Source organism: Kitasatospora sp. NPDC059812, from assembly GCF_042732075.1.
In the GTDB taxonomy this organism is placed as follows: domain Bacteria; phylum Actinomycetota; class Actinomycetes; order Streptomycetales; family Streptomycetaceae; genus Kitasatospora.
Genome location: NZ_JBHWIO010000051.1, coordinates 20,027 through 38,990 on the forward strand (window position 1 = coordinate 20,027; position 18,964 = coordinate 38,990).

Annotated in this window: 19 protein-coding genes and 1 pseudogene; 12 read left to right on the plus strand and 8 right to left on the minus strand. The window is 71.3% G+C overall.

The window, feature by feature from the left end:
• Window positions 1–127 precede the first annotated feature (127 nt).
• From ACFV6D_RS23925 to ACFV6D_RS23935, 3 genes are read right to left on the minus strand one after another with little or no spacing between them, the layout of a single operon-like run.
• On the minus strand, window positions 128–532 hold the full coding sequence (locus ACFV6D_RS23925; RefSeq protein WP_063352543.1) for a DUF6009 family protein: 405 nt from the start codon (window positions 530–532) through the stop codon (window positions 128–130).
• A complete protein-coding gene (locus ACFV6D_RS23930) occupies window positions 529–2,133 on the minus strand; it encodes a phage/plasmid primase, P4 family (protein ID WP_380561067.1) in 1,605 nt (534 codons plus the stop codon). The genes ACFV6D_RS23925 and ACFV6D_RS23930 overlap by 4 nt, the downstream gene beginning before the upstream one ends.
• A complete protein-coding gene (locus ACFV6D_RS23935) occupies window positions 2,130–3,215 on the minus strand; it encodes a bifunctional DNA primase/polymerase (RefSeq protein WP_380561068.1) in 1,086 nt (361 codons plus the stop codon). The genes ACFV6D_RS23930 and ACFV6D_RS23935 overlap by 4 nt, the downstream gene beginning before the upstream one ends.
• 996 nt (window positions 3,216–4,211) lie before the next feature.
• Between ACFV6D_RS23935 and ACFV6D_RS23940 the strand changes: the two genes are divergently transcribed.
• From ACFV6D_RS23940 to ACFV6D_RS23955, 4 genes are all read left to right on the plus strand, one after another.
• Complete coding sequence (locus ACFV6D_RS23940; RefSeq protein WP_063352545.1) at window positions 4,212–4,454, plus strand: plasmid mobilization protein; 243 nt, start codon at window positions 4,212–4,214, stop codon at window positions 4,452–4,454.
• Window positions 4,451–4,822 carry a fic family toxin-antitoxin system, toxin component gene (locus tag ACFV6D_RS23945; RefSeq protein WP_380370958.1) on the plus strand — a complete coding sequence of 124 codons (372 nt, stop codon included), beginning with the start codon at window positions 4,451–4,453 and terminating at the stop codon, window positions 4,820–4,822. The genes ACFV6D_RS23940 and ACFV6D_RS23945 overlap by 4 nt, the downstream gene beginning before the upstream one ends.
• A gap of 265 nt (window positions 4,823–5,087) precedes the next feature.
• On the plus strand, window positions 5,088–5,357 hold the full coding sequence (locus tag ACFV6D_RS23950; protein WP_380478870.1) for a hypothetical protein: 270 nt from the start codon (window positions 5,088–5,090) through the stop codon (window positions 5,355–5,357).
• A 173-nt stretch (window positions 5,358–5,530) separates the two neighbouring features.
• The gene (locus ACFV6D_RS23955; protein ID WP_380561092.1) at window positions 5,531–6,085 is read left to right on the plus strand and encodes a hypothetical protein; all 555 of its coding nucleotides are present in this window, start codon (window positions 5,531–5,533) and stop codon (window positions 6,083–6,085) included.
• A 13-nt stretch (window positions 6,086–6,098) separates the two neighbouring features.
• On the opposite strand, the gene ACFV6D_RS23960 is transcribed toward ACFV6D_RS23955, so the two are convergent.
• Complete coding sequence (locus tag ACFV6D_RS23960; protein ID WP_380561069.1) at window positions 6,099–7,715, minus strand: bifunctional 3-(3-hydroxy-phenyl)propionate/3-hydroxycinnamic acid hydroxylase; 1,617 nt, start codon at window positions 7,713–7,715, stop codon at window positions 6,099–6,101.
• A 130-nt stretch (window positions 7,716–7,845) separates the two neighbouring features.
• On the opposite strand from ACFV6D_RS23960, the gene ACFV6D_RS23965 reads away from it, so the two are divergent.
• Window positions 7,846–8,766, plus strand: a complete 921-nt coding sequence (locus ACFV6D_RS23965) for a LysR family transcriptional regulator (protein WP_380561070.1) — start codon at window positions 7,846–7,848, stop codon at window positions 8,764–8,766.
• Between the two features lie 74 nt (window positions 8,767–8,840).
• Here ACFV6D_RS23965 and ACFV6D_RS23970 read toward each other — a convergent pair whose 3' ends face one another.
• Window positions 8,841–9,260, minus strand: a complete 420-nt coding sequence (locus ACFV6D_RS23970) for a VOC family protein (RefSeq protein ID WP_380561071.1) — start codon at window positions 9,258–9,260, stop codon at window positions 8,841–8,843.
• Between the two features lie 291 nt (window positions 9,261–9,551).
• On the opposite strand from ACFV6D_RS23970, the gene ACFV6D_RS23975 reads away from it, so the two are divergent.
• The 3 genes from ACFV6D_RS23975 to ACFV6D_RS23985 all read left to right on the plus strand — a co-directional run bounded on the left by ACFV6D_RS23975 (window position 9,552) and on the right by ACFV6D_RS23985 (window position 12,118).
• The gene (locus ACFV6D_RS23975) at window positions 9,552–10,598 is read left to right on the plus strand and encodes an alpha/beta hydrolase family protein (RefSeq protein ID WP_380561072.1); all 1,047 of its coding nucleotides are present in this window, start codon (window positions 9,552–9,554) and stop codon (window positions 10,596–10,598) included.
• A 322-nt stretch (window positions 10,599–10,920) separates the two neighbouring features.
• A complete protein-coding gene (locus ACFV6D_RS23980; RefSeq protein WP_380561073.1) occupies window positions 10,921–11,382 on the plus strand; it encodes a nuclear transport factor 2 family protein in 462 nt (153 codons plus the stop codon).
• A 58-nt stretch (window positions 11,383–11,440) separates the two neighbouring features.
• Window positions 11,441–12,118, plus strand: a complete 678-nt coding sequence (locus ACFV6D_RS23985) for a hypothetical protein (protein ID WP_380561074.1) — start codon at window positions 11,441–11,443, stop codon at window positions 12,116–12,118.
• 9 nt (window positions 12,119–12,127) lie between these two features.
• Here ACFV6D_RS23985 and ACFV6D_RS23990 read toward each other — a convergent pair.
• A pseudogene (locus tag ACFV6D_RS23990) lies at window positions 12,128–13,344 on the minus strand (transposase); the annotation flags it as partial.
• Between the two features lie 282 nt (window positions 13,345–13,626).
• Here ACFV6D_RS23990 and ACFV6D_RS23995 point away from each other — a divergent pair.
• Window positions 13,627–14,055 (plus strand): hypothetical protein, encoded by a 429-nt coding sequence (locus ACFV6D_RS23995; protein WP_380338627.1) that lies wholly within the window; start codon window positions 13,627–13,629, stop codon window positions 14,053–14,055.
• Window positions 14,056–14,185: 130 nt separating this feature from the next.
• Here ACFV6D_RS23995 and ACFV6D_RS24000 read toward each other — a convergent pair whose 3' ends face one another.
• On the minus strand, window positions 14,186–15,121 hold the full coding sequence (locus ACFV6D_RS24000; RefSeq protein ID WP_380561075.1) for a LysR family transcriptional regulator: 936 nt from the start codon (window positions 15,119–15,121) through the stop codon (window positions 14,186–14,188).
• Between the two features lie 184 nt (window positions 15,122–15,305).
• Here ACFV6D_RS24000 and ACFV6D_RS24005 point away from each other — a divergent pair, with 184 nt between their 5' ends.
• The 3 genes from ACFV6D_RS24005 to ACFV6D_RS24015 all read left to right on the plus strand — a co-directional run bounded on the left by ACFV6D_RS24005 (window position 15,306) and on the right by ACFV6D_RS24015 (window position 17,986).
• Complete coding sequence (locus ACFV6D_RS24005) at window positions 15,306–15,905, plus strand: cysteine hydrolase (protein ID WP_380427080.1); 600 nt, start codon at window positions 15,306–15,308, stop codon at window positions 15,903–15,905.
• A gap of 191 nt (window positions 15,906–16,096) precedes the next feature.
• Window positions 16,097–16,579 carry a hypothetical protein gene (locus tag ACFV6D_RS24010; RefSeq protein WP_380427078.1) on the plus strand — a complete coding sequence of 161 codons (483 nt, stop codon included), beginning with the start codon at window positions 16,097–16,099 and terminating at the stop codon, window positions 16,577–16,579.
• Between the two features lie 201 nt (window positions 16,580–16,780).
• Window positions 16,781–17,986 carry an RNA-guided endonuclease InsQ/TnpB family protein gene (locus ACFV6D_RS24015; RefSeq protein ID WP_380561093.1) on the plus strand — a complete coding sequence of 402 codons (1,206 nt, stop codon included), beginning with the start codon at window positions 16,781–16,783 and terminating at the stop codon, window positions 17,984–17,986.
• A 51-nt stretch (window positions 17,987–18,037) separates the two neighbouring features.
• Here the strand turns inward: ACFV6D_RS24015 and ACFV6D_RS24020 are convergent, their stop codons facing one another.
• A complete protein-coding gene (locus tag ACFV6D_RS24020; RefSeq protein ID WP_380561076.1) occupies window positions 18,038–18,763 on the minus strand; it encodes a dienelactone hydrolase family protein in 726 nt (241 codons plus the stop codon).
• Between the last annotated feature and the right edge of the window lie 201 nt (window positions 18,764–18,964).

Here is an 18,964-nt window from a genome sequence, read left to right on the forward strand (position 1 = left end):
CCGGGGCTCATTGTCCACCGACCCCCCCCCCCCCCCCCCCGAGCCCCAGCCGCGGGCCCCCGTCCAAACACCGCCGGCGAATTAAAACCACGCGGGGGGGGGGGCGGCCCCCCCCCCCCCGATACGGTCACGCCTTCGGAAGCGTTATCCCCAGTTCGAGCATCGCCGGCGAGGCCGGGCCACCCTCGGAGCGCTCGGTCTTGTACCCCTTGACGCCGGGGGCGACGGTGCGCGGGTCGACGGCCTCGGAGGGGGCGCCGGTGGAGTAGAGGCCCTCTGGGTCCTGGTCGCGGTCGTGCGGCAGGAGCCAGAAGACGCGGCGGCGGAAGGTGCCGGAGGCCCGGGAGGATCTGGCGTCGGGGCCGAGGATGGCGTAGCCGACCATGCGGCCGTCGCGGTGGTAGGCGGGGCGGCCGCGACGGGTGGTGAGACGGTCCAGGGACTGGCGCACGTAGTCGAGGTCGGTGGTGTCCTCAAGCCAGACGAGATCGGTTTCGTGGGCGAGCTCGGCCGGGTCGATCAGCGCGCTCACGCGTTCTGCTCCTCTGTGTCGTCGGTGATCAGGCCGATGCCCGGGTAGTACTTGCGACTGTTGGACAGGACCATCTCCTTGGGGGAGGTCATACCCAGTGTCTCGCGAACTCGTGCAGCGAACGCACGACCGGATACGGGATTGGCGCCTTCGAATCCGCACCAGCGGGTGTACGCGCCGAAGAGCTGGGACTGTTCGGCACGCATGCCCTCGCCTGTGATGCAGGCCTCCTTGAGGAAGCGGCCGACGTGGTCCTCGGTCTCGGCGTAGGCGGTGGTGGCGACCTGGACGCGCTGGGGGCCGGCGAGGTCCTTCTCGCCGGCGAAGTAGCGGCGGGCGCCGTCGATGAGCCAGGCGAGGATGCCGGGGCCCTCCTCGGCGACGAGGACGTGGGCCAGGTTGTCGATCTTACGTTCCTCGGGGACGACCCGTTCGAACGGGATCAGGCGCATGCGGCGCCAGAAGGCGAAGCCGCCGGTGCCGACCTCGGGGCGGTGGTTGCCGAGCAGCCAGAGCTTGTGGGTCGGTTCGAAGGAGAAGAAGTCCTGGCGCATCCGGCGGGCCTTGATCTTGTCGCCGCCGGTGAGGAGCTTGACCCGGGCCTCGTCGAAGCGGTCGCCGGGCTTGAGCTCGGAGCAGACGATGATGCGCCGGCCGTGGAGTTCGGCGAGGTCGGTGGGGTGCCCGTCGAAGGTCTTGGCCATCAGGAAGCCGGGCGGGGCGGCGTCCGCGTAGTCGCCGAGGAGCTGGATCATGACGTCCAGCAGGACGCTCTTGCCGTTCTTGCCCTGGCCGTAGAGGAACGGCATGACCTGGGCACCGACGTCGCCGCTGATCGAGTAGCCGAGCAGCAGGTGGAGGAAGTCCCGGGTCTGCCGGCCTTCCTTGTCGTCGCCGAAGGTGTCGGTGAGGAAGCGGTCCCAGCGCGGGGTCCGCATCCGGGCGGGGGCCAGGGTGGTGGAGCGGGAGTGGTGGTGGACCTTCGGGTCGGGCGGGACGATGGCGCCGGTGCGCAGGTCGACCACGCCGCCGGGGGTGCACAGGGCGTAGGCGTCGGCGTCGAGCAGGGCGGCGTTGAGGACCATGCCCGGGGCGGACTTGGCCTGGGCGAGCATGGCGTTCATGCCCGAGGTGGAGAGGGCCCGGCGGCGGTGCCGACGCAGATCGGTGTTGGTGTAGACGCCGCGGGAGTCGTGGGTGGCGATGCTCTCGGCCATCTCGCCGGCTGCCCACAGGACGGTGTCGTCCTCGTCGAGCTGCCAGCGATGCGCCGCCCAGCGGTACCAGCCGAGGCCGGGGACGTGGCGGTAGTCGCCTCCGTAGAGGTGGACGAAGAGCTTGGCGTTGCCCCGGTCGGACAGCGAGTCGGGCAGGAGGCCGTGCGCGCTCGCCTCCGGCCCGGCCGGGGCCTGCTTGGTCTCCTGAACAGGCTCGGGGGCCGGCGCGGGTTCGGCGGACGGGGTGTCGAGAAGGCTCTCCTGGACGGGGGTGCCGTGCCAGGGGGGCGGGGAGGCTGGGCCGGGGACCGGCGGGTACTCCAGGATCTGCTGGGCCGTGGCCACGGGATCGAAGACCGTCCTCTTGCGGGTGCTGTCGTTCATCCGCGTGCCTTCCCGACGTGCAGGGGCTGTCGGGCGCCGGCGGCGAGGCCGGAGCGGATGACGGCGGAGCTTTGCCTGTCCTGGCTGGGGCGGGCCGTGCGGGCCGCGTCCAGCAGGAGCCGCTCGGCGGCGGTGTGGGTCAGGTGACCGGCGGAGACCAGGCCTCCCATCGTGTAGGCGGCGCGATTGAGTTTGCCGGTGAAACCGGCCCCCTCGGGGGTGGTGGCACAGTCGGTGACGTCCTGGAGGACGGTGTCGAGGACTCGCTCGGCCCCGCGCTTGCCGCCGCCCGCCGCGACGACGGCCGCGCGGCCACGGTCGGGGACGGACGGCTGGGCGGGGCGCTGGATGCTGGGCTGGTCCTTGAGGTGGCCGGTGCGGACCAGTTCGTCGCTGAGCCACTGGGGCAGGGGCGCGGGGGTCCTTGCCCCGGGGAGCGCGGTGTAGGTACCGGCGGTGGTCACGGTGCCGGGGGCGACGATGTAGCCGCCGTGGGCGCGCACGTCGACCTGCCAGGCCAGGGCCCGGCCGTTGGAGGAGCCGGTGGAACAGGCGAACCGGCGGGGGGCGTCCTCCTGGTACCAGATGTGCAGGCCACCGGAGGGGGTGCGCACGCGCAGGGTTTCCGTGTCGGCCGCCGGGTCAGGAGCCTGGCGCAGGGCCGCGAGCAGAGCAAGGGTGTGGTAGCCGTTCTCAAGGCCGTCGAGGTTGACGTTCTCGTGGATCGGGATGCCAGGCAGGATCCGGTCCCGGGCGGGGACGGTGCTGGGGTGGCTGTCGACGTCGATGACGACGAGACCCGCCGGGCCACAGGCGACCCCGGTACCGAAGTCCGGGTTGACGCGCCACCAGGCGGTGAGGATGTCCTGGTCGAGAGTGGCCGCGTGAAAGCCGTGGCACCAGCGACCAGCCGCAGGGCACGGGCAGTCGGCGGGACTGTGAGCCGGCTCCTGGCAGGGCTGGCAGTTGGCGGGCGGGGTCTTACGGCCTGGTGCGAGCGGGTGGACGGGCCAACCCTGGACGGCGCACCAGCGCGCGACGGCCAGCGCATCCGGCTGGCGAAACGCTCGGTCGCTCCCCACGGCCTTAGGCGCCGTCACGCTGGTCCCTCTCCCCATGGTTGGTAGCTGCTCGGACTTGAGTCGCTCGTTCAGTCGCTGAAGGCAAATAGCCAGGTCAGGGCACTGGTGGGCGCCGGATCAGCGACTGAAGCGACCGAAGTCCAGAAGATAGCTCACACAGACTATCCGAGCGAGGACGTGGGAACGCGAACTGCCGGAGTCAGCGGCGAAACTCAGCTACCGAAACCCGGGCCAGCGACTGACCCCGTTCAGTCGCTGGTTTCGGTCTTCCGGCATTTTCGCAGGTCAAAGCCGGTTTTAACAGCAAACAGCGACTGAAGCGACTGTAGCCCGGGTCTATAACGCGCACACGCACAGGGGAATGTCTTCATATACCTGACCTTGAGTCGCTTCGGTCGCTGACCGGGTGGGTGAACCTGCCCTGACCTGGGGTTTTTCCCAGCGACTGAACCTCAGCGACTGAAAGCGACTGAGTCTCTCGGGCACTGTCCCCCGGCGTGTCGCCGGACCAGGTTCTCGTGCAAGTCCCCGACTTGGGTCGCTTGGGTCGCTTCAGTAGCTCCGCCGCAGGGCCTGGAGAGTCGCTTCGCTGCTGTGACCTGGGACTATGTCCGCAGGAGCGATCAGTGCCTGAACACTTCCAGCACTGAGTCGCTGAGTCGCTTCGGTCGCCGCTGCCCTCCGAGGACAGTGTCGTTGCCCTGCTGTCCCGGTACGTACGGCCTTTTTGTGGCACCGGATCCGGGTCAGTCGCTGGAGGCCCGAGCCCGGCGGAGAGCCCGTAGCTCCAGGACGTGGCTCGGCAGGGCAGCTACTGAAGCGACCCAAGCGACCGAGACTCCGACTTGGTCGAGAAAGCAACGGGCCGAGGCTCCGTCGGCCGTCGGCCGAGTTGTTCGCTCAGGACGTGCCGGAGCCCGCCGGGGTGGTCCGTGTTGCCCGACACGCCGTTCTCAAGCTTGTAGCGGGGTGTACCCCGAACTACGATTCGCCGTTATGAAGCAGCTGAACGTGCGACTCGACGACGCCGTGCACGAGGCGCTGGAGCAGCGGGCGGAGGCAGCCGGGCTGAGCCTGACGGACTATGCGCGCAAGGTGTTGGCCGAGGAGGCGGACGAGCGGCGCGAACGGTTCCTGACAGCCGCGGCGCACTTCGCGCCGACGTGGGCGCCGGCCTTCGAGGCCGAGTTCGGGCCCTACCCGCAGAGCACTCGCGGCGCCGCGGCGGACGCCGCGTGATCCTCCGGATAGACCGGGCGTGGCTGCTTGACATCGCCCACCAGTTCCTGCCCGCCGATCCGGACATCACCGACTACGGCACCCTCGCCGCCGCGGTTGCCCGTCACCTCGACGAGGTCATGGACGTGCCGGTGTACGGCGAGGTGCACCAGCGGGCCGCCGCTCTCATGCACCAGCTGATCCGCGTCCCGGCCCTGGAGTTCGCCAACGAGCACTTCGCCGCCGTCGTGGCCGCCTCCTACCTCAGCGCCTCCGGGGTCATCGTCACCGCGGAGCCCAAGCAGGCCGCCGACCTGGCCGCCCGCATCCGCGCCGGTGACGCGGACGTCCGTGAGACGGCGGCCGCCGTCCGCACCTGGTACCGCTGACCTCGGGCGACGACCGGTCAGCCGGCATCTGGAAGGCGTCGGGCTCCCGGCACAGTCCTGCGGTCCTGCGGTTCCGGAGCACGACGGTCGGGCAGCCGGGGGAGAGCCCTGCGGCGCTGTCCGGTGACGGGTGGCGGTCACCGAGGGCACGGCGCCAGCAGCTACCGAAGGCACCGGACAGCGACTGTCAGACCGGTATGCCATCGTGTGTGGACGGGTGGCGCTCGCGGAGAGCCGCGCTGACGACGAACGAACGGGGGCCGCGATGACGGGCTGGGACGGTGTGACCTGGAACAGCGGCAACCAGGGCAGCATCGTCCGCGACGGCACCGTCGAAGCCTGGGACCTCCACCCCGGTGGCGCCCCCCTCCCGAACCACACCCCTGACGAGGTCCTGACCGGCTACCTCTACCACCACCACGCCGTCGCCCAGGCCTGCGCCTTCGCGGGCCTGCGCCCCACCGACGCCCGCGCCGTCACCGGCCCCGCCGACAGCTGGATACGACTGCCCGACGTCGACTACTGGGAGCGGTGAGGGCACTGACCCGTCCGTAGGCCCGGGCTGGGCTGGGCGGGTGGCGTCCGAGGGCTCACCGATGTGGTGACAAGCCGTGGCGGTAGGCGGTGGCGGGAGGCTGGTGCCCCGTTGGCGGACGAGGAGAGCCTGTGAGTGGGCACAGCCCTGGAGGTGACCGCGGCCCCGTGTCCATGGGCGCGGGCGGGGGACGGACGACCGGTGATGCCGGTGTGCTGGGGACGGCGCTCGGCGTGGTGCTGGCGTTCTCGCTCGCGCAGGGGTCATGGCAGTGGTTCTCCACCTATCTCGGAGTGACGCTGCTCGCGGTGGTCCTGTCGTTCGGCCGTGCGCCGCTGCCGGCGCCGGGTCGACGGGCGGCCTACGGCCGGAGCCTGGTGGCGTACTCGCTGGTCGTGGGGCTGTGCGTGGCGCTGGCACTGGCTCCGGCACTTCAGCGCTGGGACTGGCTGTTCCCCATGCCGGGGACCCGGAGCGGGTGCGTCGAGGCCGGCCGCTACGAGGTCCTGCGGACGCAGGCCGCGCTGGGGGACCTGGCCGGGCGTGCCGGTGACGCGTTGGGGTACGTGCAGCGGGAGCAGGGCCGCCAGGCCGTCGACGTCTGCCTGGCGGCGGCGACGACGCGTTGGCTGCCGGTGTACGCGCTGGGGGCGGCCCTGCTGGTGGGCGCGGGTTCGTGGGCTTGGGCGCGGTTCCGGGCGCGGAGCACGGCGGCGGGGGCCGGCTGAGCCGGTTCCGGGCTCAGGTGCCGGGGGTGAGGAGGGCCAGTAGCTGGTTCGCCACCGTGACCGCGTCCGGCCCGGCCGCGTAGACGTAGTTGTCGGGGCGCACGGCGGCAGCGGTGGCGCCGAGGTCGGACAACCAGCGACGGTGGGTGCCGTCCGGGTCGGCGACGACGGTTCCGGCAGCTCCTAGGGCAGCGGCTCCTGTGGCGGTGGGGCCTGTGGGGGTGGGGCCGAAGCCGACGACCGTGACGCCCAAATCGCTGAGCGGGGCCCGGTTCAGGAGGGGAAGGGCCTGCTCGGCGACCAGCAGCCGGAAGCCATCTCCGCCGACGATGTCGTCGAGCAGGCCCGTCCGCCGGCCGTCGCTCACCCGGCCCTGGACCGACAGTCGGCCTCCGCCGGAGGCGAACAGGCCGGGACCGAGGTCGGGCAGCCGGATCCGGTCCGGCTCCCGGAGCGCGCGTCGGTGGGCCATCAGCGTGCGGTCGCGCTCGCGGGCGAGCACCGGGTCCCGCAGGGTGTGCTGGCGGCCGAGTTCCATGCTCGTGGCCGTCACGCCGCGCACGTGCGGCTCCCGCTCGCTCTGGTAGGTGTCGAGCACCTCGGCGCCCCGGACTCCGCGCAGCACGAGATCCAGCTTGAAGGCGATGTTGAGTGCGTCCCGTATCCCCGAGCAGAGTCCTTGCCCCAGGAAGGGCGGCATCTGGTGTGCGGCGTCGCCCGCGAGCAGGACCCGGCCGTCCCGCCAGCGCCTCGCGATCAGCGACTGGAAGGTGTAGGTGGCGGTGCGGGCGATGTCGGCGTCGTCGCGGGACAGGTAGCGGCCCACGCGGGACCACACCCCGTCCGCCGCACGTTCCCGCTCGAGGTCGTCGCCATCGTCGAGCAGGAAGCAGAAGCGTTGGCGTTCGGCACCGGTGGTGATGACGGTGGTGGGCCCCTCGGGATCGCCGATCTGCAGCATCGACGGCAGCCCCAGCTCGGCCGCAGGGCGCCGCAGGGTGAAGTCGCAGACCAGCCAGGGTTCGGAGAAGCCGAGGTCGTCCTGCTCGACGCCGAGGGCGTTCCGCACGAAGCTGTTCCCGCCGTCGCAGCCGATCACGTAGCGCGCCGCGAAGGTCGCACCGTCCGACGTGTTCAGGGTGACCTGGTCACGGCCTTGGGACAGGCCGGTGACCGTGGTGCCGAAACGGAGGTCGACGTTCGGCATCGAGGTGCACAACGAGTGCAGCGCCGTCTCCAGGTCGGGCTGGTGGAACTTGTAGAGGTCGGCCCAACCGCTGGCGCCGACGGTGCGGAACACCTGCCGGATGAGGAGGTCACCCGCCCCGTTGCGCCACTCGTACGCGTCCTGTGTGCGCAGGGTGGGCGCCAGTTCGTCGACGAGTCCGAGCCCTTGCAGCGCGCGCATGATCTCACCGTCGAAGCTGGCGGCCCGGGGGAGGCCGTACAGGCCGGGGTAGCGTTCGAGCACCACGACCGAGTGCCCGGCCTTGCCCAGCAGGGCCGCGAGCGTCATGCCGACCGGCCCGCAGCCGACTACGGCGATTTCGGCGATTTCGGCGGATTCGGTGGCTTCGGCGGATTCACTAGGGGACGGCGTCCGGTTCTCAGGGTGCCTGGTGTTCGGCATGTCCGCAGCTCCTCGTGGATGGGACGGAGGGTGTGGTGGCCACGACGTCAGTTTCGAACGCCCCTGACACGATGTCTAATGCATGCTTTGCACAGGGAGTTTGCGTCAGACGCAAACGAAGGGGGCGTCCGTGGCCGACCAGTTGGACCTCAACCTCTTACGCGTGTTCGAGGCGTTGATGGACACCGGCAGCGTGTCCGCGGCCGCGACGCGCCTTCACCTGTCCATTCCGGCCACCAGCAGGGCCCTGGGCCGGCTGCGACGGGCGATGAACGACCAGATCCTGGTGCGCGCCGGCCGGGGCCTCGTACCCACCCCGTTCGCCCAGCGGTCGGCCGCCAGGGTCAAGGCGCTGCTGGAGGCCGCGGCCGAACTCCGGGTGGATGCTGCGGGAAGCGACCCGCGATCGTGGCGGCGCACCTTCGCCATCCGGGTCAACGACGGACTCAGCCCCGTGCTCGCACCCCGCCTCACGCACCGGATCGCCGCCGAGGCACCCGAGGTCCGCCTGCGGTTCGTCGCCCAGGACTCCAAGGAACCCGACCGGCTACGCGACGGCTCGCTCGACCTCGACATCGGCGTCGCCGACCCGCCCCCTCCGGACGTGCGCGCGCGAACGCTGTTCTCCGACCACTTCGTCGCCGTGGTGGCGGCGAACTCCGCCCTGGGCCAGGCAGCACGGCTGACGGTGGACGACCTGTGCGCCCACCCGCACATCTCCGCCTCCCGCCGAGGCCTCGCGCACGGGCCGCTGGACGAGGCACTTCACCGCCTGGGCCGCTCCCGGCACGTCGTCGCCGTGGTCCCCTCCTTCGCCGTGGCGGCCCTGATGGTGCTGGAGGGGGACGTCATCTGCCTCGGCCCCCGGGTGGTGGCAGAGCACCTCGTCCAACGACAGGTGCCCCTCCGGTGGTACAAGGTGCCGCTGGAGATGCCGGCGGCCGACATCGAACTGCGCTGGCACCGCCGACTCGACGACGATCCCGCGTCCCGGTGGCTCCGCCGCCACGTGCTGGAAGCCGTCCGACCGCTCGCCGCCACGCTGCACTGAACCGGACGTGAGAACTGCGTCACTGCTCGGAGACCACCACGTCGTCCCGGCCGTCAACGAACGGCTGTGACCAGCTACTGCGGGGCAGCCGGCCGTTGCGCGGGTGAGCCGCAGGAAGACATCGCCGCGCGGTCGGCCGCACTGCGGAGAACACAGAATTCATTGCCCTCAGGGTCCGCGAGGACGGCCCAGCCCGCACCATCGGGTTCCCGGCGGTCGTCGACGAGAGTGGCCCCGAGGTTCAGCAGCCGCTCGACCTCCTCCTCGCGCGTGGTCTCCGGACGCAGGCACAGGTGGACCCTGTTCTTGATCGTCTTCGGTTCCGGCACCTGGTGGAAGTACAACAGCTGGCCCTCCGGCAGCATCACCGCAGTCTCCGGATCACCCGGGCCGTCCTCCGGGTGCAGCGGATGACCGAGCACCTCACTCCAGAACCGAGCCAGCCCGTAGGCATCTACACAGTCGATCGCCACGTTCTGCAACACCGAGACCATGCACGCGAGCCTGCCCGAAGCGCCGCTCGGTCCGCTACCGAATTGCGGCCGGACAGTACCGACTGGGCAGCACCGGCGCTTTCGCCACGAGCCCCGGCTCGGCTCACCCGGGACTTCGCCGCGCTACTGCGCGCGGAGAGTTTCGCCGAGACCGCGGAACTGTTCGCGCCGCCCCTGCGCGCTGCCGTGTCCGCCGAAGCGCTGCGGCTCGCCTGGGCGGCCGAGGCCGCGGGACGGGGAGGGGCCAGAGTGATCGGGGAGCCGGTGAGCGGGCTCGGAGAAGCCGACCCGGTGCGCGTCCGAATTCCGGTGACCTGCGCGGACGGCAGCTTCACCGTGGTCACGTCGGTCGGCGCCGACGGCCTGCTGCACGGTCTGCGGCTCGCCCAGGACGACGGCGCCGAATGGCAGCCGCCGCCCTACGCGGACCAGGCCCGGTTCACCGAACGGGAAGTCCGGCTCGGCACCGGTCCGCTCGCCGTACCCGGCACGCTGAGCCTGCCCGCCGGCCCCGGACCGTGGCCCGCCGTCGTGCTGCTCAGCGGCGGCGGCGCGTTCGACCGGGACGAGAGCAGCGGCCCCAACAAGCCGCTCAGGGACCTCGCCTGGGGCCTCGCGAGCCGACAGGTGGCCGTGCTGCGCTTCGACAAGGCCACCTTCGCGCACCCGGACCGCCTGCCCTCGGACTTCACCATGGCCGACGAGTACCTGCCGCCCGCGCTCGCCGCCGTCCAACTGCTCCGGCGACAGCCCGGGGTGGCCGCGGACCGGATCCACCTGCTCGGCCACAGCATGGGCGGCAAGGTGGCGCCCCGAATCGCCGCCGCAGACCCGTCGATCGCGGGACTGGTGCTGCTCGCCGCGGACGCCCAGCCGATGCACGAGGCGGCCGTCCGGGTGGCCCGCCACCTCGCGGCGCTCGCCCCCGGCCCGGACATCGACGATGCGGTGGCGGCGCTGGCCCGACAGGCCGCGCTGGTGGCCGGCCCCGAACTCATGCCCGACACACCGTCGGAGCTGCTGCCGTTCGGACTCTCCGCCGCCTACTGGCTCGACCTGCGCGCGTACGACCCGGTGGCCACGGCGGCCGCACTCGCCCGCCCGATGCTGATCCTCCAGGGCGGCCGGGACTACCAGGTCACCGTCGCCGACGACCTGACGCGCTGGCAGGACGCCCTGGCGGACCGGCCCGAGGTGGCGATCAGGATCCACCAGGACGCCAACCACCTCTTCCTCCCCGGCAGTGGCCGTGCCACCCCGGCCGAGTACGCGCGACCGGGGCACGTGGAGCCGGCGGTGGTGGACGAGATCGCGACGTGGCTGGCGCGGTGTCGGTAGGGGCGGGCCAGCGCGGCCGTGGCCTCCGCATTGACGTTCATCAGGCCACTGGTGGTTGTCGTAGGGCTGCTCGCTGTGGACGGTGCGTCCATGCACCGCGCACTCCAGCACGACGACGGCACGCTCGACCGGGGCGGTCGTCCCATCCGTCGCGTTCCTCCGATCTCGGCGTCGATCTTCACGTAGAGTGCGGTCAAGCGGGTCTCCAAGTCGGGTGTCACAGCCGGGTCTTGGGGGCCTTCGTCGCATCCGTGCGCCCGAACTCCCGGCCCATCGATCGACAGAGCTCAGTCCCGCGTTGACCGAACGGAGCCCAAGCGCCATGCCGGACACCACCCCCGCCAGCCCTGGCCCTCGTGAGGTTCTGGCCCGCTACCAGCGGGCGATGCTCGACAAGTCAGCGGACGACCTGGCCGATCTTTACACCGTCGACGCCGTCCACGAGTTTCCGTTCCTCTTCCCCGGCATGCCCGCGTGTTACCAGGGTCGCGACGAGGTCCGTGCGGGCTACCGGGCGGCCTGGGGCGCCAGCCCGGCGCAACCGCAGGAGATCCGCGAAGTCGCCGTGCACGAGAGCACTGACCCCGAGGTGATCACCGTCGAGCAGGTCGTCACCGGGACCGTGACCACAACCGGCCAGACCTTCAGCATTCCCGGCCTCCTGGTGATCCGGGTCCGCAACGGCCGGATCGTGCACGTCCGCGACTACATGGACGGGCTCGGTGTGGCGCATGCCATGGACCGACTGGCCGCCGTGGTCGCCAGTCTCAGCGACCGTCACTGAGCTTGTCGTTTAACATTCGGCTTCGAATAGGCGGGCCCCGCAGTGGCAGGCTGTGGTCGTGAAAATCGCGAAAAACGACCAGCCAAGGCCGCTGTCGACGTGCTGGCTCTACTGGATCGCCGTGCCGACCGGGGACCAAACAGGAGTCATTGCGTCCCTGGGCCTTACCCGACCCGTACCCGTGACGTTCGCCGAGGCTGAGGCTGTCATCGACGAGGACGGACACGGAGAGGCTGAAGACAATCCGGATGAAATGGCCCGGGTGTACGTGAGTCCTGAGATTGAGGGATGGACTCTGGTGATCGGCCCGTGGTGCGATCCGTGCAACAGCGACAGAAGCGACGAGGTCCTACGTCTGTGTGTCAACCTCAGTACCCGCTACGGAGCGGCGCAGGCGTACTACTTCGGTACACAGAACGACGGCTCGGCCTGGCTGATCGCGGAGCACGGGGCTGTGGTCCGGCGGTACTGCGAGACCGGCGAGGTCGACGACGGACTCCTCACGCTGGGGGAGCCGCTTGTGCAGGAGCAGGCCGAGCGGGAACGGTTGGGCCTGCCACCCGCCTGGGACAAGAACGCGCGCAGCGATGATGCCGAGGAGAAGTGGAAGTGGCGGGCGTTCGACATGGCCCCCGAGATCGCCTCGGCCCTGGGCATCAGTCCGCTCGCTCTGACCGCAGCGATGCGAGTACGCGGCGTCGGCGTTCTTGCGGAGACACCTGTTCTGGTGCACTGAGCAGTGCGTTCAGCTCTCCGTAGCGGTCCTTCTCGGTTTGGTGCCCTTCTTGTGGTGGGTGGGCCGGGCGTACGCCTCGTCGGTGGCCAGGACTCTGCCCACCTCGTGGCGGGCAGCGGGCCGCTGGTTCTTCGAGCCGGGTGGCCGGCCTGTTCCGGGGCGGGTGGGTTTCGGCGCACGCGCTGGTGAGAGGGCCTTCGTGTGGAGGTTTCGGAACCCGCGCCGGATGCGGGCGGGGATGAGCTTGTTCGGTTCCATCGGCCGCTCCCAGGGGTGGCGGAGGTCGGCGACGAGCGGACGGGCGAGGCGGAGCTGGGTAGGTGCGGCGATCACCACCCAAGTCCAGCGGTCGGCCGCCGCCGAGTCCCGCAGTCGGGGCCGGGTCCAGTTGAGGGTCTGCTTGAGCAGGCGGGGTCGAAGCGAGGGAGGAACGCCTGCCAGCAGCGGTCCACGTCCTCGGTGTTGGCGCCGGTGCGCGACCACCAGAGCCAGACCGGTCGGTTCACCCCGCCGCTGGGCAGTTTCTCGACGGCCAGCCAGATGACGGTGCCCTCGATGACCGGCGGCGGTCCGTCGTGCTCCAGCCAAGCCGTCCGGCGGGTCAGCCTGGGGTGGAGCCGGTCCCAGGCTTGGGTGACGGCAGTGCCGTAGCGGCGGGTCGCGGTGGTGGTGACCGCCTGCTCCTTGTCTCAGGTGGCGGGGTCGCCGAAGACGAACTCGCCGCCGTGCTTGGGCGGTCGGCCGCTGGCCGGGTTCGCCGCCGCGAACTCCGCGCGGCTGGGTGCCGGGCGGCGCATCACCCGGTCCGAGCGGAGCCGGTCGAGGACCTGCGCCGGCAGATCGGCGAGCAGGTGGGCGATGCGCGGGGCGTCGTAGCCGGTGTCCGTCACCACCAGGACCTCCGGATTACCTGCTTTCCACTGCCCGGCCTGGATCAACCGGCCGAACACATACCGGAGTTGGGCGGTAACGGCAGCCAGGTCGGCGCCGGGCGTCAACCGCACCGCGTCCAGGATCGCCGTCCACGACGTGCGGCCGGTCTCCAGCACGACGACGAACGAGTAGGGCCAGCCGGGGATCACCTGGTGCTTCGCGTCGCCGCGCCCGTAGGTGCGGCAGAACGAGCGGTCCGGGCAGGTGGCGGCGTCCGGCCTCAGCCACGGCGAGACGTTCACCGCGAGCACCAGGCGGCCGTCGGCGGCGCGCGGCAGCGGCAGGCCGGGCAGCCGATCCTCGAAGTTGCAGGCGGCGACCGCCCGGTACCCAGCGGACGTACCGTGCCTTCCCGGGTCGTCGAGGGGGCCGTCGCGTTCGCAGGAGAGGAAGCGCCAATTCCGCTCGTGTGCGCGGGTGTTGGGAACTCCGAGGCATTGCCGACTGTTACAAGGCGGTGACGATCCGCTCACAACCGAAGTGTGGAGCGCGGCGTCCCTACAGATGACAGAGCCCGAATCGCGCCGACCGTGCTCTTCGGGCCGAGCAATCACCTCCCCTTGAAAGGGGCACCCGTGATCGTCTCCAAGCGGAACTCCCTGCGCCTGGCCGCCGTGACCACCGTCACCGTGCTCTCCCTCGGGCTGGCGGGCACCGCCGCCATGGCGGCCGCCCCGGCCGCCTACCCCACCTCCACCACGCAGCAGGCGACGGCGCAGCAGGCCGCCGCGCAGGCCGGCATCACCGCCAAGCCGTCCGTCACGTCCGTCCAGGCCTGGCAGCTGTTCCGGGTCAACGGCACCACCACCGGCCTCAAGGCGGGCACCAAGGTGACCCTGCAGCAGAAGCAGCACGGCAAGTGGGTCACCCTGCCAGCCTCCGTCCCCACCAACCACAACGGTTCCTACTCGCTCGGCGTGAAGCTCGGCATCAAGGGCCTGAACGAGCTGCGCATCGTCAGCGGAGACGTCGCCTCCCCCGTGTTCACCGTGACCGTGCGCTGACCCACGGCCCTCGGCCCACAGCCCCCCGGCGTCGGGCGGTGCGGTGCCCGCTCCCGAGCGGCCACCGCACCGCCCGGCGCCGGATGCGGGAACCAACGTTCCCGCATGCGGGAACCAACTGCGGTGGCGTTCAGCGCGGAAGAACCCAGTCCGGTGTCCAGGTGTCGGCGGCGTCGTGGCCGGTCGTGGTGGCGGCGAGGTGGGTGCGGAGGGTGGCGAGGGCCGGGTGGGGGTTGTCGCGGTGCCAGAGGAGTGAATGGGGGTAGACGGGCGTCGGGCTGGTCACCGGGATGCGGCGCAGGCCGTGGTCGGCGGGCCAGGCGAGGCGGGTGTGCTCGCCCATGAAGGTGGCCAGGGCCGGGGTGTCGGCGATGGTGTCGAGGAGCGCGTCGGAGCCGAAGTTGGGGCCGGTCGCCTCGATGGTGAGGCCGAACTCGGCGACGAGGTCGTCGTAGTAGGCGCCCCACTCGGTACCGGGGACGATGCCGGGCATCCAGATCCGGTGCCCGGCGAGCTGGGCGACGGTCACCGACCGGGCACCCGCCAGGGCGTGGGCGGGACCGGTGAGGAGCTGGAGCGGTTCGTCGATCACCCGGACGGACTCGATGTCCTCGGGAAGGGGCCGGCCGGGCGCGACGACGGCGCGGAAGGATGCGTCGATCGCACCGGAGCGGATGGCGGTGACGGCCGTCTCGATCTCGAACAGCATCATCACGTCGAGGTCGATCTCGGGATGCGCGCGGTGGAAGCCGCGCATCAGGCCCGACGCCGCGCCGCGCGAGTTGATCACGTCGACGCGCAGCGGACGCCGGCCCGGGCGCACGGACTCGACCGCGCGCTCGGCGGCGCGCAGCAGCTCGCGCGCGTGGGGCAGGAACGCCTGCCCGTCGATGGTGAGCTCGGCCCCGCGCGCGGTGCGGGTGAACAACCGCACGCCGAGGTTGCGCTCCAGCGCGGCGATGCGCTTGGAGACGGCCTGCTGGGTGACGGCCAGCTCGGCGGCGGCCTCCTGGAACTGCCCCGCGTCGGCGGCGGCGACGAAGGTCCGAACGGTGTCGAGGTCCATGGCGGCACTCTATAGGTACAACTGATGGTTGTGGGTTGATGGTCCTGAGGTTGTTTGATCCCCGGGGATGAGGCGCGCTTTGATGCTTCTGATCGCCGATCGGTTGTGTGGGGGGAGTGGCTGTCGGTCCGCCGAATCGTGTCCCCGCACCGACCGGGTGCCGCCAAGCAAGGAGAACACTCGCGTGAGTACCGCCCCCGCACTTGACCCCGAGCACACCGCTCTGCTCGTCCTGGACTGCCAGCCCGCGATCCTGGCCGCTCTGCCCGAGGGCGGAGGCCGGGAAGCCCTGCTCGACCGTGTGGAAGCGGCCATCGCCGATGTCCGCACAAGCGGCGGCACCGTCGCCTACGTACGCGTCGGCTTCACCGAGGCCGACTGGGACGCGATCCCGGCGACCAACAAGTCCTTCGCCCCGCTGGCCCGACACCGCGTCATGCACCACGAGGACCCTGCCACGGCCGTCCACGAGCGCCTGGCCCCCCGGGACGGCGACCTCGTCGTGCGCAAGACCCGCTTCGGCGGCATGTCCACCACCGACCTCGACCAGCAGCTGCGCGAGCGCGGCATCACCACCCTGGTCGTCTCCGGCGTCAGTACCAGCGGTGTCGTCCTGTCCACCGTCCTCGACGCGGCCGACCGCGACTACCGGCTCTACGTCCTGTCCGACGGCGTCGCCGACCCGGACACCGAAGTCCACGACGCCCTGCTGCAGAAGGTCCTCCCCTCGCGGGCCCACATCATCGACACCGCCGAGCTGCGCACCCTGCTCCGGGCCGGCTGACCCGAACCGTCGAGCCGGTCGAGTCGAGTTCGTGCGGGTCACGGTCGTGGGCGCAGGCAACAGCGGTGCCCCGTCGAGGTGGCCGCCGTGGGCGGGACAGGTCGGCCAGGGGATGTCGGTCGGCCCCGGCTGTCGGTGCGCCGGGGCCGATCAGTACAGTCGGCGTCCTTCGTGAGACCTGGGAGGGGTGCATGGACATCGGCACGATACGTGCGGCGATCGGGCCGGAGAGCCCGGACGAGGTGACCGGATCGGGCATCTATGTCTGGGTGGACGTAGGGGCAGTCGGTCATCCGGTGCTGTACATCGGCAGGTCGGGCAACGTGGCCAGGCGAACGAGAAACGAGAGGACGTGGACCGAGCAGTTCCGGGACGCGCGTCGCCGTGGAAACACCCTGTGGTACTCGGCCGGCTGCGGGCTCTCCCCGGTCCTGGCGGCTGCCGCGGATCCGCAGGTGTTCATGTGGGCCCTCGGGAAGGAGGACGCGGGCGCTACCGAGACGGCGCTGATCCGCTTGGCCGCGATGACCGGCGGCACGCCGCCCGCCCAGGGAGCCGGCTGGGGCTGGGGCCGTGGAGACCAGGCGGGGAGTCCGGACCCGGTTCACCAGCTGTTGAGCCGCTGGTTCGAGGGCGATCACCTGGTGCGTCAGATCGCAGAAGCCGACGTCTGACTCGCCGGGCAGGTCGGGTCCGCCGACCGGGTCACTTCGGTACGGCCAGGTCACCTGATTTCTCCCAGGAGGCTCCGGCCTTCAGGCCGGGGAGGAATGGGTCCTCGGCCCGGAGTCGTGAAGCGGCGGAGTTCTCTGCGTATCTGTTCTGACCTGCGTTTTCTTCTGTTGTCGGTGGGGGCTGTTAGGTTGCGGCTCATGATGACGACGACGGTGACGGTCGGTGAGGCCGGGTACGCCCGGTACACCTACCGGCTCCGTGTGTCGGCCACCGCCCTCGCACTGCTCGAAGCGGAGTGGGGGAAGTGCCGCTGGGTGTGGAACGAATCCGTGGCGATGTCCCGCAAGGTCCACAAGCACAACAAGGCGACCGCCGCGGAGAAGACCACGTGCGGCCCCGCACAGCTCGACAAGATGCTGACCGGGGCCCGGCAGTCGATGAGCTGGCTGCGCGAGGGCGCGTCCGTTCCGCAGCAGCAGACCATCCGCGACTTCGCCAGGTCCCGCGCCAAGGCGCTCAAGGACGTCAAGGCGAAGCTGCCGGTCAAGCAGCGCGCCGGGATGCCCCGGCACAAGAGACTCAAGGACTCCCGGCCGTCGCTGAACTACACGCAGCGCGGGTTCCGGCTCAAGGAGGGCCGGCTGCACCTCGCGGGCGGCATCGTGCTGACGGTGGTGTGGTCGCGTGACCTGCCGTGTGTCCCGTCGAGTGTGCGCGTGTACCAGGACGCGCTCGGGCACTGGTACGCCTCGTTCGTCGTGGCCGCCGAGGTCCGGCCGCTGCCGCAGACCGGTGCGGTCATCGGGATCGACTGGGGCGTGAGGGAGACCGCCACCACCACGTCCGACGCGCATGACCTCCCGCACGCGGAGCACGGCAGGACGGCCGCCCAGCGTCTGGCGAAGTACCAGCGGCAGATGGCGCGCCGCCGGGCCCCGAAGGGGAAGGCGCAGACGAAGGGCTACCGCGAGGCCCGGCGGCAGGCCGCGAAGGTCTCCAGGAAGGTCGCCCGGCAGCGGCAGGACACCGGCCGCAAGTGGGCCAAGCAGGTCGTCCGCGACCACGACGCGATAGCCGTCGAGGACTTCCGGCCGAAGTTCCTCGCCAGGACCACCATGGCCAGGAAGGCCGCCGACGCCGCGATCGGGGCGACCAAGCGCGCCCTGATCGAGATGGGCCGCAAGCACGGCAGGTCCGTGCACCTGGTCGACCCTGCGCACACCACCATGGACTGCGCGCACTGCGGTGCGAGAGCCAAGCACCGCCTTCCGCTTTCCGAGAGAACGTATACGTGCACCGCGTGCGGAGTCTCCTCTCCCAGGGACAAGAACTCCGCCCGGGTGATGCTCGTCCGGGCTGGTCTCGACCCGGCTAGTGCTGATCTTGTAAGCCCTGCCCGTCGCTGACGGCCAGGCGAAGTGAGCTAGGAATCCCCGTCCTTTAGGGCGGGGAGGATGTCAATCCGTTACGGGCAGGCACTCGGTGAGCAGGGCGACGATGTCGTGCCAGGCGCGCTGAGCGTGCCGGGGGTGGTGGCCGACGCCGGGGAGCACGGCGTGGCCGACCGTCGGGTGGTGGAAGGCGTGCAGCGCGCCGCCGTAGACCACGAGGCGCCAGTCGACGCCCGCGGCCTGCATCTCGGCGGCGAACGCGTCCCGTTGCGCGGGCGGCATGATCGGGTCCTCCGATCCGACCCCGGCCCAGACGGGGCAGCGGATGCGCGCCGCCTCGCCCGGTCGGCCCGTGGTCAGGGCGTTGACCGTGCCGATCGCGCGCAGGTCGACGCCGTCGCGCCCGAGTTCCAGGGCGATCGCGCCGCCGGTGCCGTAGCCGATGGCGGCGATCCGGTCGGGGTCGGTCCGCGGTTCGGCGCGCAGCACGTCGAGCGCCGCGTGGCCGATGCCGCGCATCCGGTCGGGGTCGGCGAGCAGGGGAGTGATGCGCGTCAGCATCTCCTGCGGGTCGGTGAACCAGCGCCCGCCGTTGATGTCGAAGGCCATTGCCACGTAGCCGAGTTCGGCGAGGGCGTCGGCCCGGCGGCGCTGGAAGTCGTTCAGCCCCGGCCCCTCGGGCCCGACTAGGACCGCGGGTCGGCGGCCGGTACCGGCCGGGAGCGCGAGGTGCCCGATCATCGTGAGGCCGTCGGCCGGGTACTCGACCGTGCGCGTGGTAACCGTCGTCATGGGACCGGACTGTAGTGAGCGTCGAGCCCGGGCGGGCCGGTTTTTCGCCGGCGGCAGAACGGCGCGGGTGTACCTCGGACGATGCGGCGACCGGCGCTGGGGGGGCGGGGGGGGGGGGGCGCGCGCGCGGGCCCCCCGCGCCCCGGGCGCGGCCCGCCCCCGCCCGGCCCCCGGGCCCCCGCGCCGCCCTCCCGGCCCGGC

Excerpts from the sequence above, each read along its gene's own strand:
- ACFV6D_RS23940 (WP_063352545.1), top strand. The coding sequence starts at position 4,212 with ATGAAGCAGCTGAACGTGCGACTCGACGACGCCGTGCACGAGGCGCTG.
- ACFV6D_RS24010 (WP_380427078.1), top strand. The coding sequence starts at position 16,097 with ATGGACATCGGCACGATACGTGCGGCGATCGGGCCGGAGAGCCCGGAC.
- ACFV6D_RS23930 (WP_380561067.1), bottom strand. The coding sequence starts at position 2,133 with ATGAACGACAGCACCCGCAAGAGGACGGTCTTCGATCCCGTGGCCACG.
- ACFV6D_RS23970 (WP_380561071.1), bottom strand. The coding sequence starts at position 9,260 with ATGGTCTCGGTGTTGCAGAACGTGGCGATCGACTGTGTAGATGCCTAC.
- ACFV6D_RS23950 (WP_380478870.1), top strand. The coding sequence starts at position 5,088 with ATGACGGGCTGGGACGGTGTGACCTGGAACAGCGGCAACCAGGGCAGC.
- ACFV6D_RS23960 (WP_380561069.1), bottom strand. The coding sequence starts at position 7,715 with ATGCCGAACACCAGGCACCCTGAGAACCGGACGCCGTCCCCTAGTGAA.
- ACFV6D_RS24015 (WP_380561093.1), top strand. The coding sequence starts at position 16,781 with ATGACGACGACGGTGACGGTCGGTGAGGCCGGGTACGCCCGGTACACC.
- ACFV6D_RS23955 (WP_380561092.1), top strand. The coding sequence starts at position 5,531 with ATGGGCGCGGGCGGGGGACGGACGACCGGTGATGCCGGTGTGCTGGGG.
- ACFV6D_RS23980 (WP_380561073.1), top strand. The coding sequence starts at position 10,921 with ATGCCGGACACCACCCCCGCCAGCCCTGGCCCTCGTGAGGTTCTGGCC.
- ACFV6D_RS24000 (WP_380561075.1), bottom strand. The coding sequence starts at position 15,121 with ATGGACCTCGACACCGTTCGGACCTTCGTCGCCGCCGCCGACGCGGGG.
- ACFV6D_RS24020 (WP_380561076.1), bottom strand. The coding sequence starts at position 18,763 with ATGACGACGGTTACCACGCGCACGGTCGAGTACCCGGCCGACGGCCTC.